The sequence below is a fragment of the Ottowia oryzae genome (assembly GCF_003008535.1).
Taxonomy (GTDB): Bacteria; Pseudomonadota; Gammaproteobacteria; order Burkholderiales; family Burkholderiaceae_C; genus Ottowia; species Ottowia oryzae.
The window spans coordinates 3,205,149-3,221,214 of sequence record NZ_CP027666.1; the positions used below are offsets into that span (position 1 = coordinate 3,205,149).

At 64.4% G+C, this 16,066-nt stretch carries 11 protein-coding genes, 1 tRNA gene and 1 other annotated feature; of the genes, 8 read left to right on the forward strand and 4 right to left on the reverse strand.

Annotated features, from left to right (window positions below; translation table 11 throughout):
• The first annotated feature begins 17 nt into the window (after positions 1–17).
• On the forward strand, positions 18–1,880 hold the full coding sequence (locus C6570_RS14590) for an ABC transporter ATP-binding protein (protein WP_211297607.1): 1,863 nt from the start codon (positions 18–20) through the stop codon (positions 1,878–1,880).
• A 96-nt stretch (positions 1,881–1,976) separates the two neighbouring features.
• Here the strand turns inward: C6570_RS14590 and C6570_RS14595 are convergent, their stop codons facing one another.
• From C6570_RS14595 to ppsA, 3 genes are all read right to left on the reverse strand, one after another.
• Positions 1,977–4,034, reverse strand: a complete 2,058-nt coding sequence (locus tag C6570_RS14595; RefSeq protein WP_106703866.1) for a VC_2705 family sodium/solute symporter — start codon at positions 4,032–4,034, stop codon at positions 1,977–1,979.
• Positions 4,027–4,317, reverse strand: a complete 291-nt coding sequence (locus C6570_RS14600) for a DUF4212 domain-containing protein (protein WP_245896208.1) — start codon at positions 4,315–4,317, stop codon at positions 4,027–4,029. The genes C6570_RS14595 and C6570_RS14600 overlap by 8 nt, the downstream gene beginning before the upstream one ends.
• 73 nt (positions 4,318–4,390) lie before the next feature.
• Positions 4,391–6,781: a phosphoenolpyruvate synthase gene (gene ppsA, locus C6570_RS14605; RefSeq protein ID WP_106703868.1), complete on the reverse strand. Its 2,391-nt coding sequence runs from the start codon at positions 6,779–6,781 to the stop codon at positions 4,391–4,393.
• Positions 6,782–6,931: 150 nt separating this feature from the next.
• Between ppsA and ppsR the strand changes: the two genes are divergently transcribed.
• The 3 genes from ppsR to C6570_RS14620 all read left to right on the forward strand — a co-directional run bounded on the left by ppsR (position 6,932) and on the right by C6570_RS14620 (position 11,049).
• Positions 6,932–7,753 carry a posphoenolpyruvate synthetase regulatory kinase/phosphorylase PpsR gene (gene ppsR / locus C6570_RS14610; protein WP_106703869.1) on the forward strand — a complete coding sequence of 274 codons (822 nt, stop codon included), beginning with the start codon at positions 6,932–6,934 and terminating at the stop codon, positions 7,751–7,753.
• 208 nt (positions 7,754–7,961) lie between these two features.
• A complete protein-coding gene (locus C6570_RS14615) occupies positions 7,962–9,710 on the forward strand; it encodes an ABC transporter permease (RefSeq protein WP_106703870.1) in 1,749 nt (582 codons plus the stop codon).
• 13 nt (positions 9,711–9,723) lie between these two features.
• Positions 9,724–11,049, forward strand: coding sequence for an ABC transporter ATP-binding protein (locus C6570_RS14620; protein ID WP_106703871.1), 1,326 nt, complete (start codon positions 9,724–9,726; stop codon positions 11,047–11,049).
• Positions 11,050–11,388: 339 nt separating this feature from the next.
• Here C6570_RS14620 and C6570_RS14625 read toward each other — a convergent pair whose 3' ends face one another.
• Positions 11,389–11,796, reverse strand: a complete 408-nt coding sequence (locus C6570_RS14625) for a GlcG/HbpS family heme-binding protein (RefSeq protein WP_106703872.1) — start codon at positions 11,794–11,796, stop codon at positions 11,389–11,391.
• Between the two features lie 245 nt (positions 11,797–12,041).
• On the opposite strand from C6570_RS14625, the gene C6570_RS14630 reads away from it, so the two are divergent.
• The 4 genes from C6570_RS14630 to C6570_RS14645 all read left to right on the forward strand — a co-directional run bounded on the left by C6570_RS14630 (position 12,042) and on the right by C6570_RS14645 (position 16,057).
• A complete protein-coding gene (locus C6570_RS14630) occupies positions 12,042–12,746 on the forward strand; it encodes a Bax inhibitor-1/YccA family protein (protein WP_106703873.1) in 705 nt (234 codons plus the stop codon).
• Positions 12,747–12,916: 170 nt separating this feature from the next.
• Positions 12,917–12,992: transfer RNA gene (locus C6570_RS14635), tRNA-His, on the forward strand.
• Positions 12,993–13,018: 26 nt separating this feature from the next.
• The gene (locus C6570_RS14640) at positions 13,019–14,923 is read left to right on the forward strand and encodes a site-specific integrase (RefSeq protein WP_123812275.1); all 1,905 of its coding nucleotides are present in this window, start codon (positions 13,019–13,021) and stop codon (positions 14,921–14,923) included.
• Positions 14,823–16,057, forward strand: a protein-coding gene (locus C6570_RS14645) for an IS3 family transposase (protein WP_106701051.1) whose coding sequence is annotated in 2 segments (ribosomal slippage) — positions 14,823–15,111 and positions 15,111–16,057 — 1,236 coding nt in all. Because the reading frame shifts where the segments join, the coding sequence is not laid out codon by codon here. The genes C6570_RS14640 and C6570_RS14645 overlap by 101 nt, the downstream gene beginning before the upstream one ends.
• Positions 15,101–15,217 (forward strand) — a sequence feature (AL1L pseudoknot). It overlaps the preceding gene by 117 nt.
• Positions 16,058–16,066: the final 9 nt, after the last annotated feature.

Sequence of the window (16,066 nt, forward strand, 5' to 3'; positions counted from 1 at the left end):
GCCGCCGTGGAGTCATCTTGCTCGGCTATTTCGAAAAGCGCCTCCCTCCCTACCCCGACCCCGAACCGCACCTTCCGCCCAAAGGCTTCATGGCCTTTGTCTGGGCGGCCACGCCCGGCGTGCGCGGCTACGTGGCGACGCTGGCGGTGCTTTCTGCCGCCATTTCCGTCTACGACGCGCTGCTGTTCGCCATGCTGGGGCGCGTGGTGGATTGGCTGGGGCAGGTCACGCCCGCCACGCTGTGGACGGATCGCGGCCCGATGCTCACGGTGCTGGCCATCATCCTGCTGGCGTCCATTGGCCTTGTCGCGCTGGCCACCGTGGTCAAGCACCAGACGCTGGCGATCAACTTCCCTCTGCGCCTGCGGTGGAACTTCCACCGGCTGATGCTGGGCCAGAGCATGTCCTTTTATGCGGACGAGTTCGCCGGCCGCATCACCACCAAGATCATGCAAACCGCCCTGGCGGTGCGCGACATGATCTTCACCACCACCGACGTGGTGGTGGGCATGGGGGTGTACATCGTCACCATGCTGGTGCTGGCCGCGGGCTTTGATGGCTGGCTGGTGCTGCCCTTCGTGGGCTGGGCCGCGGCCTACGTGCTGGCCTGCTGGTACTTTGTGCCGCGCCTGGGCAAGGTCAGCCGCGCGCAGGCCGATGCGCGCAGCGTGATGACGGGGCGCATCACCGATGCGTACACCAACATCGCCACCGTGAAGCTGTTTTCGCACACCCGGCGCGAGGCGGCCTTTGCGCGCGCGGCTATGGAAGAGTTCAAACAGACCGGCTATGCGCAGATGCGCCTGGTCAGCCAGTTTGAGGTGGTCAACCACACGCTGATCGTGCTGCTGATCCTGAGCGCCTGCGGCACGGCGCTGTGGCTGTGGTCGTTGGGCCAGGTGGGCACCGGCGCCGTGGCGGCGGTTACGGCTATGGCCCTTCGCCTGTCGGGCATGAGCCACTGGGTGATGTTCGAGATGACCAGCCTGTTTGAAAGCGTGGGCACGATTCAGGACGGCATCAACACCTTGTCGCGCCCGCGCACGGTGGTGGATGCGCGCGGCGCCAAGCCGCTGGAGGTTTCGCGCGGCGAGGTGCACTTTGAGAACGTCAGCTTCAGCTACCGCGATGGCAGCGCGCCCGTGGTGGATCACCTGGACCTGACCATTCGCCCGGGCGAGAAGATTGGCCTCATCGGCCGCTCTGGCGCGGGCAAATCCACGCTGGTGAACCTGCTGCTGCGCTTTCACGACGTGCAAGGTGGGCGCATCTGTATCGACGGGCAAGACATCGCCCATGTCACGCAAGACAGCCTGCGGCACGCCATCGGCATGGTCACGCAAGATACGTCGCTGCTGCACCGCGCCATGCGCGACAACATCCTGTACGGCCGCCCGGACGCCAGCGAGGCCGACATGCGCACCGCTGCCGAGCGCGCGCAGGCTTCCGAATTCATCGCCGAGCTGACCGACCTGCAGGGCCGCAGTGGCTACGACGCCCAGGTAGGCGAGCGCGGCGTGAAGCTGTCGGGTGGCCAGCGCCAGCGCGTGGCCATTGCCCGCGTGATGCTGAAGGACGCGCCGATCCTGCTGTTGGACGAGGCCACCAGCGCCCTGGACAGCGAGGTAGAAGCCGCCATTCAAGAAAGCCTGGAAGAGCTGATGAAGGGCAAGACGGTGATCGCCATTGCGCACCGCCTGTCCACCATCGCCGCGCTGGACCGGCTGGTGGTGCTGGACCACGGCCGTGTGGTGGAACAAGGCACCCACGCCGAGCTGTTGGCCCAGGGCGGCCTGTACGCCCGCCTGTGGTCGCGCCAGAGCGGCGGCTTTCTGGGCGAGCAGGTCGAAGACACCCAGCTGGCAGCCACTTCGCCGTAAGGGGCCATTTCAAGCAAAAAAGGCCTGCAGCGCAGGTGCAAACAGCGCTTATAGCTATTTATTTGATAGTAAAAGTACGCTGATGACCTGCACGGGTCAGGCCCTTCGCTGACGCCATCCGTCCCACAGCGACACCAGCACGATCGCCGCAAACCCCGCCGGCACGCCAAACACACCGGCCGACACCGGCTGGATGCCCCACCACAAGCCGCCCGGCGCAGCGCCCCACCACGCGCGCAGCATGGGGCTGGCCTGCAGCATGTAGACCGCCGCCAGGCCCGCGCCGATCAGCATGCCTGCCACCACGCCACGGCCGGTGGCGCGCGGCCAGAAGATGCCGGTGACCAGGGCAGGGAAGAAGGTGGCCGCAGCCAGTGAAAACGACGCGGTGACCAGCGAGATGATTTCCGCTGGCTTCAGCGCCGCCGCCAGCGCGGCGAGCATGGCTACCGCCAGCAACGCGAACTTGGACAGGATCACGCGCGTATCGGTCAGCTTGGCGGTGGGGTGGCCGTCTTGCGGCGCGGTGTCGTGCACCAGCGCATTGCTGATGGTCAGCAGCAAGCCGTCGGCGGTCGACAGCGCCGCCGCCAGGCCGCCCGCCGCCACCAGCGCCGACACCACGTACGGCAGGCCGCCCAGCTCGGGCGTGGCCAGCATGATCATGTCGGCGCCCAGGCGGATTTCGCCAAACTGCAGCACGCGGTCGCCGTTCACGTCCTGCACCGATATCAGGGCCGGGTCTACGCGGGCCCATTGGGCGATCCAGTTGGGGAGCTGGTCGAAGCTGCTGCCTACCAGGCCCTGCATCACTTCAAACTTGACCAGCACCGCCAGCGCGGGCGAACTGAGGTACAGCAAAGCAATGAAGAACAGCGACCACGCGACCGAGCGGCGCGTATCCGACACCGTGGGCGTGGTGTAAAAGCGCGTCAGCAGGTGCGGCAGGCTGGCGGTGCCCACCATCAGGCAAAACATCAGCGCGATGAAGTTGAGGCGCGACGTGTTGAACAAGGCCTGCTCTGCCGGCGTGCCCTGCGGGTCGCCTTCATACGCCTGGCCGTGGCGCGGCAGCCCGCCCAGGGGCCTGCCGCGTTCCTCGGCTTCGTTCATGGCGCGGGTCCACACGTCGCGTGCGCTGGCCTCGTCGCGCGGCAGGTCGGCCAGCTCGCGGCGGGCGAGCATCACCAGCGACAGATCGGCGCCCTGCGCCTTCAGCATGCGGATGCGTTCATTCAGCTTGTCGCGCTCACGGGCGAGCGCGGCGGCCGGGTCGGCCAGCCTTTCGGCGTAGTCGCGCGCACGGCGCTGAAAGGCGGCCTGCACGTCCTGCTCGGCCGGGGAATGGATCAGCTGGTCTTCCAGGCGCTCAATCTTCGGCAACTGTTGCCCGTAGGCCACCGGTGCCAGCGGCGTGCCCAGCTGCTTGAACGACAGCCACGACACGGGGATCAAGAAAGCCAGCAGCAGCACCATGTACTGCACCACCTGCGTCCAGGTGATCGCCCGCATGCCCCCCAGAAACGAGCACAGCAGCACGCCGCCCAGCCCCAGCAGGATGCCGATTTCAAACTGCACGCCCGTGAGCCGCGACGCGATCAAACCCACGCCGTAGATCTGCGCCACCACGTAGATGAATGAGCATGCAATGGCCCCGCACGCGGCCAGCAGGCGCGGCCACTTGCCGCCAAAACGCACGGCGAAGAAATCGGGCACGGTGTAGAGCTTCATCGCGCGCAGGCGCGGCGCGATCAGCAGGCCCACCAGGCAAAAGCCCCCCGTCCAGCCCAGCACATAGGCCAGCCCGCCCGGCTGCGCGGCGGTGCCGGAAAAGCCCTGCAGGTACAGCGCCCCTGCCAGGCTGATGAACGAGGCGGCGCTCATCCAGTCTGCCGCCGTGGCCATGCCGTTGTACATGGCCGGTATGCGCCGCCCGGCGACGTAGAACTCTTCCGGGTCGCCCGTGCGCGCATAGATGCCGATGCACGCGTACAGCATGACCGACAGAAAAAGGAAGATCGGCCCGATCCAGTCGCGCGCCAGGCCGGCGCGCTCGGCCCACGCCATCAGCACCAGAAAGAGGATGAAGCCTGCCGTGAACAGCAGCAGGTTGCGGTGAATCCGCCAGTTGGACGAGGGCGCGCCGCTAGCCATGGGCGCCTGCGTCGTCGCTAAGTGCGCTGGCTGTCGGCTCGGCAGCGGGGTCGTCGTCACGCTGCGTACCGCGTTCGGCGCCCGGGAGCCCTTCGGGCTCTGGGTCCAGCCGGTTCAGCGCCCAGGCGTAGACCATGACGACGGCCAGAAACACCAGCACGCCACCCTGCGCCGTCAGCCAGAAGTTCAGCGGCCAGCCGGCCACGACCACGTCCAGGTCACGCGCGAAGATGGCCACGCCAAAAGACGCGCAAAACCACACAATCAGCAGGGCAGCGCGCACCCAGCCTGCGCGAGCAGCTAGCTTCTCGCTAGCAGACCTCATCGCCGTGTGCGCTGCATGCCCTGCCCCGGCCTCAGCTGGCCAGCAGCGTCCAGGTGTCGATCACGCTGTCAGGGTTCAGCGAGATGCTGGCAATGCCCTCATCGGCCAGCCAGCGCGCGAAGTCCGGGTGGTCGCTGGGGCCCTGGCCGCAGATGCCGACGTACTTGCCCTGCGCCTTGCACGCGCCGATGGCACGCTTGAGCAGCGCCTGCACCGCCGGGTCGCGTTCGTCGAAGTCGGCCGCCAGCAGATCCAGGCCGGAATCGCGGTCCAGGCCGAGGGTGAGCTGCGTCAGGTCGTTTGATCCGATCGAGAAGCCGTCGAAGTACTGCAGGAACTCGTCGGCCAGCACGGCGTTGCTGGGCACCTCGCACATCATGATGACCTTCAGGCCGTTGTCGCCGCGCTTCAGGCCGTGGTCGGCCAGCAGTCGGGTGACGCGGTCGGCCTGGCCCAGCGTGCGCACGAAGGGCACCATCACCTGAACGTTGGTCAGGCCCATCTCGTCGCGCACGCGCTTGAGCGCCTCGCATTCCATCGCAAAGGCTTCGCGGAAGTCTTCGCTGATGTAACGCGCCGCACCGCGAAAGCCCAGCATCGGGTTTTCTTCCTCGGGCTCGTAGCGGCTGCCGCCGATCAGCTTGCGGTATTCGTTGCTCTTGAAATCGGACAGGCGCACGATCACCGGCTTGGGCCAGAAAGCGGCGGCGATGGTCGCCACGCCTTCGGCCACTTTGTCGACGTAGAAGGCGCGCGGGCTGGCGTGACCGCGGGCGACGCTTTCCACGGCCTTCTTCAGATCGGCATCAACCTGCGGGTAGTCCAAGATGGCCTTGGGGTGCACGCCGATGTTGTTGTTGATGATGAATTCCAGCCGCGCCAGGCCCACGCCTTCGTTGGGCAGCTGCGCAAAGTCGAAGGCCAGCTGCGGGTTGCCGACGTTCATCATGATCTTGGTCTGGATCGGCGGCATTTCGCCGCGGCGCACCTCGGTCACCTCGGTTTCCAGCAGGCCGTCGTAGATGTGGCCGGTGTCGCCCTCGGCGCAGCTCACGGTCACCAGGGTGCCGTCTTTCAGACGCTCGGTGGCGTCGCCGCTGCCGACCACGGCCGGAATGCCGAGTTCGCGCGCGATGATAGCGGCGTGGCAGGTGCGGCCCCCGCGGTTGGTGACGATGGCGCTGGCGCGCTTCATCACCGGCTCCCAGTTGGGGTCGGTCATGTCGGTGACCAGCACGTCGCCGGGCTGCACCTTGTCCATCTCGCTGATGTTGTGCACCAGGCGCACGGGGCCGGTGCCGATCTTCTGGCCAATGGCGCGGCCCTCAGCCAGCACCGTTCCGCTGCTCTTGAGTTTGTAGCGCAGCTCGGTCTTGCCCTTTTGCTGGCTCTTCACCGTCTCGGGGCGCGCCTGCAGGATGTACAGATGGCCATCCTGGCCGTCCTTGCCCCACTCAATGTCCATCGGGCGGCCATAGTGGTTCTCGATCACCAGCGCGTACTGCGCCAGTTGCTCAACATCGGCGTCGCTCAGCGAGTAGCGGTTGCGCAGCTCGGTGGGCACGTCCACGGTCTGCACCAGCTTGCCGCTGGCGGCTTTTTCTTCGGGCGTGGCAAACACCATCTGGATCAGCTTGCTGCCCAGGTTGCGGCGGATCAGCGCGCGGTTGCCGGCGCTCAGCATCGGCTTGTGCACGTAGAACTCGTCCGGGTTGACGGCGCCCTGCACCACGGTTTCACCCAGGCCATAGCTGCTGGTGATGAACACCACTTGGTCGAAACCGCTTTCGGTGTCGATGGTGAACATGACGCCGGCAGCACCCAGGTCTGAGCGCACCATGCGCTGCACACCGGCCGACAGGGCCACGCCGTCGTGCGCGAAGCCCTTGTGCACGCGATAGCTGATGGCGCGGTCGTTGTACAGGCTGGCGAACACTTCCTTCATCTTGTGCAGCACGTCCTCGACGCCCACCACGTTCAGGAAGGTCTCCTGCTGACCGGCGAAAGACGCATCCGGCAAGTCTTCGGCTGTGGCCGAGGAGCGCACGGCGAAGCTGGCCTGGGCGTTGCCTGCGGACAAAGTAGCGAAGGCGTCGCGGATGGCTTTTTCGAGGTCGGCGGGGAACGGCTGCGCCTCGACCCAACTGCGGATTTCAGCGCCGGCCTCGGCCAGGGCGCGCACGTCCTCGGTGTTCAGCGCCTTCAGGCGCGCGCTGATGCGATCGGTGAGGCCGCCATGCGCCAGAAACTGCCGGAATGCGTGCGCTGTGGTGGCAAAGCCCGTGGGTACGCGCACGCCCTGCGGCAGTTGCGAAATCATCTCGCCAAGGCTGGCGTTCTTGCCGCCAACGGCCTCGACATCGGTCATCCTCAGTTTTTCGAAAGGCACGACCAGGTCGGTCGGCTCAAACAGTGCGGACATGGGAAAAGCTCCAGAGTTTAAAAACCGGTGCGAGCGCGGCGGCCTGCCCTCAAGGTGCAGGCGGGGGGTACGACAGTTTGTTCGGCGTTGTTTTCTGTCGACACTGCGCGGCTTCGCATAATGCGCAGATTGTATTGACCGCCAGCAACCATGTCAGACCGCACCGTGTTCTTTATCTCCGACGGCACCGGCATCACGGCCGAAACTTTCGGCAACGCCATCCTTGCGCAGTTCGATTTCAAGCCCCGCCGTGTGCGCCTGCCCTTCGTCGACACGCCTGACAAGGCGCACCAGGCCGTGCGCCAGATCAACCACACGGCCGAACTGGAAGGCAAGAAGCCGCTGGTGTTCACCACACTGGTAGACCGGCAGGCGGTGAACATCCTTCAGGAGGGCTGCAAAGGCATGCTGATGGACATGTTCGGCACCTTCGTGCAGCCGCTGGAGCAGGAACTGTCGATCAAGAGCCACCACCGTGTGGGGCGCTTTTCGGATGTGAGCAAGAGCCGCGAATACCACGACCGCATCGAGGCGATCAACTACAGCCTGGCGCACGACGACGGGCAGAGCAACCGCGATCTGACGGGCGCCGACGTGATCCTGGTGGGCGTGAGCCGCAGCGGAAAAACCCCCACCAGCCTGTACCTGGCCATGCAGCACGGCCTGAAGGCGGCCAACTACCCGCTGATCCCCGAGGATTTTGACCGCCGCCAGTTGCCGCCTGCACTGGTGCCGCACAAGAAAAAACTGTTCGGCCTGACCATCGCGCCAGAGCGGCTGTCGGAAATCCGCTCGGAACGCCGCCCCGGATCGCGCTATGCCGACCTGCAGAACTGCCGCATGGAAGTGTCCGACGCCGAAGCGATGATGCGCCGCGCGGGCATCCGGTGGCTGTCCACCACCACCAAGTCGATCGAGGAAATCGCCACGACGATCTTGCAGGAAGTGCGGCCAGAGCGCCTGAGCTACTGACGGCCATCGGGCGCGGGGGGTGGCCGCCCAGGTTGCATAGTCTTGGCTGGTGACGGAATCGCGCGGCCGCACGCGGCACGCCGACAGCCCGCCTGCGGTGAGGGCGCTCACCTTCCGGGCCGTCACGATTCCGTCATTTTTCGCAGGTGTGCTTGTGGAACAATGCGCGGCCCGCGCTTGGCGCGGGTGACCTGCCCGCCTCAAACAAATGCACGCTTTGCCTGATCTGAAGCGCACCGCCAATGCCTCGGCATTCGGCCTGCTGCCCAACCGTTGGGACGCTGCGGCCTTGGTGTTGATCGTCGGCATGGTAGCCATGATGGCGATCGGCTTCGAGCAGACCACCGCCCCCATGGCCACGCTGAGTGAACACCCGGTGTCACTGGATCCGGCCATGCTGCCGGAATATGCGTTGCGCACCACCTTGCGCATGCTGGCGGCCATGGTGGCATCGCTGCTGTTCACCTTCACCTACGCCACGCTGGCCGCGCGCAACCGTCGCGCCGAGAAGCTGCTGATCCCGGCGCTGGACATCCTGCAGTCGGTGCCGGTGCTGGGCTTCATCTCGTTCACGGTCACGTTTTTCCTCGCCCTGATGCCCTCGCGCGTGATGGGCGCAGAGCTGGCCGCCGTCTTTGCCATTTTCACCAGCCAAGCGTGGAACATGGCGTTCTCGTTCTACCAATCGCTGCGCTCGTTGCCGCGCGACCTGCTTGAAGTGTCCAGCAGCTTCCGGCTGTCGGGCTGGCAGCGCTTTTGGAAGCTGGACGTGCCCTACGCCATGCCCGGGTTGGTGTGGAACATGATGATGTCGATGTCTGGTGCGTGGTTCTTCGTGGTCGCCTCAGAGGCCATCACCGTGGGCGACCGCACCATCACCCTACCGGGCGTCGGCTCTTACCTGGCGCTGGCCATCGCCCAGAAAGATCTGCACGCCATCGGCTGGGTCATCCTGACCATGGTGGTGGTGATCCTGGCGTACGACCAACTGCTGTTTCGCCCGTTGGTGGCCTGGGCGGACAAATTTCGCATGGAGAACACGGCCTCGGCGAACGCCCCGCAGTCCTGGCTGCTGGACCTGATTCGCCGCACCCGTCTGGTGCACCGCCTGCTGCTGCCGCTGGGCGCCGCCCTGGCCGCCTTGGCGCGCCTGCGGCTAAGCCCCGCGTCCAGCGCGCCCGCCGCACCTGACGAGCCGACAGCCACCCGAACGCGCTGGGTCGATCTGTGCTGGAACGCCGGAATCATGGCGCTGGCGCTGTACCTGCTGTGGCGCGTGACCAGCTACGTCAGCGCGGGCGTGAGCTGGCGCGACGTGGGCGAAGTGCTGGTGCTGGGCGGCATCACGCTGCTGCGCGTCACCGTATTGATCGCCTTGTCTTCGCTCTTGTGGGTGCCGCTGGGCATCCTGATCGGCTTGCGGCCGAAATGGGCCCAGGCCGTGCAGCCGCTGGCTCAGTTTCTGGCGGCGTTCCCGGCCAACTTGCTGTTTCCGGTGTTCGTCATCGGCATTGCGCACTGGCATTTGAACCCAGACGTTTGGCTGTCGCCGCTCATCGTGCTGGGCACGCAGTGGTACATCCTGTTCAACGTGATCGCCGGTGCCAGCGCCTACCCGAACGACTACCGCGAGGTGGCGGCCAACTTCGGCATTCGCGGCTGGCAGTGGTGGCGCCGTTGCATGCTGCCAGCCGTGTTTCCGTATTACGTGACTGGTGCGATCACCGCGTCCGGCGGTGCCTGGAACGCCAGCATCGTGTCCGAAGTGGTGCAGTGGGGCGATACGCAGATCGTCGCCCACGGCCTGGGCGCCTACATTGCGCAGAACACCGCGGCCGGCGACTTTCCGCGCATCATCCTTGGCGTCAGCGTGATGGCCTTGTTCGTCACGCTGTTCAACCGACTCGTTTGGCGCCACCTGTACGCCTATGCGGATACGCATCTGCGCATGAACTGAACCGATTACCGCCATGCCAGCCCCTGTGCCAACTTCACCCCACGCCGGACAAACACCGTCGCAAGAAATCCTCAGCGTGCGCCACGTGTCGCGCGGGTTCGACAAGACCCAGGGCGAATTGCTGGTGCTGGACGACGTGGATCTGTCGCTGCAGAGCGGGGAAATCGTCGGCCTGCTGGGCCGATCAGGCTCCGGCAAATCGACGTTGTTGCGCATCGTCTGCGGGCTTATCCAGCCAACCTCGGGCGAGGTGATGTACCAAGGCCAACGCGTGCAGGGGCCTGCGCCCGGCATTGCCATGGTGTTCCAGAACTTCGCCCTGTTCCCCTGGCTGACCGTGCTAGAGAACGTCGAGGTGGGGCTGGAGGCGCAGCGCGTGCCCGCCGCCGAGCGCCGGGCACGGGCCTTGTCTGCGATTGACCTGATCGGCCTGGATGGGTTCGAGAACGCGTACCCGCGCGAGATGTCGGGCGGCATGCGCCAGCGCGTTGGCTTCGCGCGCGCCCTGGTGGTCAACCCCACCTTGCTGTTGATGGACGAGCCCTTTTCGGCGCTGGACGTGCTGACCGCCGAGACGCTGCGCACCGATTTGCTGGATCTGTGGACGCAGGCGCGCATGCCGATCCAGTCGGTGCTGATCGTCACCCACAACATCGAAGAAGCCGTGCTGATGTGCGACCGCATCCTGGTGCTGTCGTCGAACCCCGGCCGCGTGGTCGCCGAGATCAAGGTGCCGTTTGCCCGGCCCCGCAACCGGCTGGACCCGGCGTTTCGCGACCTTGTCGATGACATCTATGCCACGATGACGGCCCGGCTGTCGAGTGAGCAAGGCCGCCGCGCGTTGACACTGGGCAGCCGCTTGCCCCCCGTGTCCACCAACTTGCTGGCCGGCCTGGCGGAAATGCTGGTGACTGCGCCCTACCAAGGTCATGCAGACATGCCGGAAATCGCCAGCGCGCTGCTGCTGGAGGTGGACGACCTGTTCCCGGTGGCGGAAACGCTTCAGTACTTGGCGTTTGCCGAACTGCGCGAAGGCGACATCGTGCTGACGCCGCCCGGCCACGTGTTCGCCGAATCAGGAACGCAAGAGCGCAAGCGGCTGTTTGCCGACCACCTGCTGCGGCACGTTCCGCTGGCCGCCCGCATCCGCCAGGTGCTGAATGAGCGCCCGGGCCACCACGCCCCACGCGTGCGCTTCGAGCAAGAACTAGAAGACTTCCTGACCGACGGCGCCGCACGCGAGACGCTGGACACCGCCATCAACTGGGGGCGCTACGCCGAGATCTTCTCGTACAACGACAAGAGTGAGATGTTCAGCCTGGACGACGTCGAGGCCTGACGGGCTTGGCGCATATCCGCGGCAGAGAGCGCTGATGCCGCAAACAGTAGCCCGGGGCCTCTAGCAGCCAGTTGCCTAGTAGCCCTGAGGCCAAGGCCAATACTACAGATTTGATAGCTTCCAGCGCTGGTGGGACCGGCGCCGGAGGCCCATTCCTCTGAAAACCACGCGGAGCTTTAAGTCGGTGGCCGCCCCGCCAGGGCCGTCGGGTCGCCGCACATCACCGCCCCTCATGGAGCGGTGATCAGCGACACGGCGACCAAATGCTATGAATAGCATAGCTGCCTGCGCAATTCAGGCGGGCGCCAGAGACCGATTTGGCGCCGAATCCTTACGCGATCAGGCGCCCAGTGCTGCCACGCCAGCGCGCGCCACCTGCGCATCTTCCGGCGCCTTCACGCCGCTCACGCCCACGGCGCCAATGCATTGGCCATCCTTCATGATCGGCACGCCGCCTTCGAGCAGCCCCTCGACGGTGGGCGCCGACAGGAAGGCGTAGCGCCCTTGGTTGATCATGTCTTCGTAGCCCTTGGTGTCACGCCGGCCCAGCGCTGCGGAATGGGCCTTGGCGGGGGCAATGTGCGCGCTGACGGGCGCCGCGCCATCCAGGCGGTGCAGATGCAGCAGATGCCCGCCGTCGTCGACGATGGCGACCGTGACGGCCCAGCCCTGCTTGGTGGCTTCGGCCTCGGCAGCGGCAGCAATGGCCTTCACGTCGGCGGCTTCAAGATACGGTTTGCTTTTCACGATGAAATCTCCTTTCGGGCGATCTTAGGCGAAGTGCGGCGGCACCCTACCCGAGCAGATCGGAGAAGGTTGGCAAGGCGCCAGTCGCCTCGGTGCAGCGGCTGAGGCAGCTTGATGCCTTGCCAACCTGCATCTTTTTGATTTTTAAGGGAATTTTTCGCTTCCACCCCCACTCTACGTACAATGAAACCGAGGGGCCGTCGTGGGGGCGGCCACCGGATCTATTCCACTGGAGAGACGAAACAATGAATGATCGATCGCAAACCCTGGCTTACGCCGACCTCGCGCGCGGCGGCGTCGTATCGCAAGAGCAGCGCAACAAGGTTTTGCGCAACACCTACTGGCTGCTGGCCCTCAGCCTGCTGCCCACCGTGCTGGGCGCCTGGGTGGGCCTGAGCACCGGCATCACCCGCAGCCTGGGTGGTGGTTTGGGCCTGGTGGTGTTCCTTGCCGGCGCATTCGGCTTCATGTTCGCCATCGAGAAAACCAAGAACTCGGCCGCAGGCGTGCCTGTGCTGCTGGCTTTCACGTTCTTCATGGGCCTGATGCTCTCGCGCATGATCGGCGCGGTGCTGGGCATGCAGAACGGCTCTCAGCTGGTGATGACCGCCATGGCGGGCACCGCAGGCGTTTTCTTCGTCATGGCCACCTTGGCCAGCGTGATCAAGCGCGACATCTCCGGCATGGGCAAATGGCTGTTCGTCGGCGCGATGGTGATCTTCGTGGGCGCCATCATCAACGTGTTCCTGGGCTCGACCGTCGGCATGATGGTCATCAGCACCCTCTGCGTTGGCGTGTTCAGCCTCTACATGCTGTATGACCTCAAGCGCATCATCGACGGCGGCGAAACCAACTACATCAGCGCCACGCTGGCCTTGTACCTGGACCTGTTCAACGTGTTCCAGGGCCTGCTGGCACTGCTGGGCCTGTCGGGCGGCAACAGCGACTAAGCCTCGCTGATTCGCACCTACAAGCTCATGCCACCACCCACCACCGCGTGGCGCAATCTTGCGAAATCAAAAGGGGCCCTTACGGGCCCTTTTTGCATTTGCACCGACACTTTTGCGCCGGAACAGCCGCGACGCCATGAATTCGCAGATATAATGCTCAGTTCTAGACGGTGGCTGTAGCTCAGTTGGTAGAGTCCCAGATTGTGATTCTGGTCGTCGTGGGTTCGAGTCCCATCAGCCACCCCATCTTGCCTTTTTGAGTCGCTAAGCTGTTGTCCAGCAAGAAGATTCAGGCACATCAAGCACTTAGGAAACGCTGCCCGGACACAAAACCGGACAGTTCCCGCGATCAGCTCGGGCACTTGCTCCGACTTTTCGATCAGGGAAAAGCCATGCCTGCTTGGTCTGGTTATCACGTCAAATCCGACGGCCGCGCCTACTTCCGACCGTACGTTCCCAAGGACCTAAGACCGATCATCGGGCCGCAGCCGATGGTCAATTTGGGCATGAAGGCTTCCAAGGAGGCAGAGCGGCTAGCGTTGATCCACTACATCGCATTTGAGTCGATGTTGAGTAAGCGGCGCGAAGAGCTCGCAGCTGAGGCAGCCCGTCCTCGACCGATACCCTTGGGCGAAATGTCAGAGGAGAGTCGGCAGTCCTTTGCCGTCCAGCTGGCGCAAGGGTTCAACCGCACGCAGCACGCCGCATTGAAGGGGCTACGCCCCCGCGAGGAGCTTCTCAGTCTTCACGAGTCGCTTTCTCAGATTGCGGGGGATGTGCTTTCAGCGACAGGCACCGAAGGGCTTGCATGGCTCACCGAGGCGTTTTTGCTCGCGGCTGAAATTCCGTTCGACAAGACTGAACGAGCCTTTCGATCCTTAGTGTTCGAGTTCGCATCTGCGCTGGATTCCGACTTCCTCAAGCCCAGTACTCGGCGCCTGCATGGCCGGGAAGCCGTTCCACCTCCTCCGCTTCCCCGGTCAGATACGGCACCTCTCGGGGCGGAACCTTCACGGGGCCTATCGGTTGGACAACTGATTGCGGTCTACACACAAGGAAAAGAGCGCAACCCGAACGGCTACACGCGCAAGATTGTTCGATGCTTGACACTGTTCCGCGAAGTAGTTGGGAAAGACCTCCCGATTGCGCAGCTGCGACAGCTTCACGTCACCGACTTTCTTCGCACCATCTGTCGCCTCCCCTCCGATTGGGCAAACCGCTTCGACGAAGGCGAGTCCATAGTGGGGCTACTTGCAGCTGAGGCTGACGAAGTAATGTCTCCGACGACGTACAAGGACAACTATCGAGCTCCGCTCAAAGCCTTTCTTCGGGATAGTCGGCGCGACTATGGGGATGTTGGTTTCCCTGCGCTGATCGTCGACGGCATCGAATACACGGGCGATCGCGAAGCAGGCGAGGATAAGCAGCGTGCGCTACGGCCTGACGAACTAAAGCGCCTGTTCGAGAGCCCTGATTTCGCTTTGATTGCCAACGATCCCTCAGCCGACGCGGCATACTGGCTTCCCGTCATTGCACTCTTCTCTGGGGCTCGCCCTCGCGAAATCTGCCAGCTCAATCCTCAGACTGATTGGGGGTTCTCAGAGGGCATCCCATTTCTATTGTTCAGCCAAGCCACACCTGCTGGAAAGGGCGTCCGGAAGACCGTCAAGACTGGCGAGGAGCGCAGAATTCCGATGCACTCGGAACTGTTGCGCCTTGGCTTACCGGACTACCTCGGCAGCCTCAAGCAAGCCGGAGCCGACCGACTGTTCCCCACTGCCGCCATCAAAAAAGGCAACCCGTACGAGGCCCTGGGCGGGGCGTTCACGGATTTGCTTAAGCAGGTCGGGCTCTACGACAATGCCGCGCCACCAGGCCGCAAGGTACTTGGCATGTACATCATGCGTAAGACCTTTATCACGTTCGCCGCTCATCAGCGCGTGATCAGCTACGAGATGACAGGACACAGCACCGAGACGACTACCATCCAGCGGCGCCACTACATCACCGAGCACGAGCCCCTAGGTGAACCGCCCCGTATTTTGAGGAGGCTCCAACACTTGAGAAGATGGAGCCATGAACAAGTCACCGAAGTTCTCCCCGGAAGTGCGCGAGCGCGCCGTGCGCATGGTGCAGGAGCACCGAGCCGACTACCCGTCGCTGTGGGCAGCCATTGAATCGATTGCTCCCAAGATTGGCTGCGCGCCGCAGACCTTGAACGACTGGGTCAAGAAGGCCGATGTCGACAGCGGCCAGCGCCCCGGCACCACCACTGCAGACGCCCTGCGCATCAAGGAGCTGGAGCGTGAGGTCAAGGAATTGCGCCGGGCCAACGACATCCTGAAGACGGCCAGCGCGTTTTTCGCGCAGGCGGAGCTCGACCGCCGATTGAAGTCGTGAAGGCCTACATCGACCGCCACCGTGATGACTACGGGGTCGAGCCCATCTGCCGGGTGCTGCAGATGGCCCCGTCGTGTTACTGGCGCCACGCAGCCCGACAACGCAACCCGCAACTGCGCAGTCAACGCGCCCAGCGTGACGAGGGCTTGAAGGCCGACATCCAGCGCGTGTGGCACGCCAACTGGCAGGTCTACGGGGCCGACAAGGTCTGGCTGCAGATGAACCGCGAGGGCATCGTGGTGGCGCGCTGCACGGTCGAGCGTCTGATGCGTGCCATGGGCTTGCAAGGGGCACGCCGTGGCAGGGCGGTGCGCACCACCACGCCGGATACCTCGGCCCCGTGCCCGCTGGACCACGTCAACCGGCACTTCAAGGCCAGCCGTCCCAACGAGCTATGGGTGTCGGACTTCACCTATGTCTCCACCTGGCAGGGCTGGCTGTATGTGGCCTTTGTTGTGGACGTGTATGCCCGGCGCATCGTGGGCTGGCGAGTCAGCCGCAGCATGCAAACGGACTTCGTGCTGGATGCGCTGGAGCAGGCGCTGTATGACCGCCAGCCAGCAGCCCATGCCTTGACGCACCATTCCGACAGGGGCAGTCAATACGTCAGCATCCGCTACACCGAACGGTTGGACCAGGCGGGCATACAGCCCTCAGTGGGCAGCAGGGGAGACAGCTATGACAACGCGCTGGCCGAGACCATCAACGGTCTGTACAAGGCCGAGTTGATTCACCGCCGGGGACCTTGGAAGACCAGGGAATCCGTGGAACTGGCCACCTTGCAATGGGTGCACTGGTTCAACCATGTCCGATTGCTCACGCCGATTGGGGGCATCCCTCCGGCAGAAGCTGAGGCAAACTACTGGAGGCAACTAGCCGTCAGCGACACCTCGGCAGAGGTGTCAACTTAAACCAAGCGG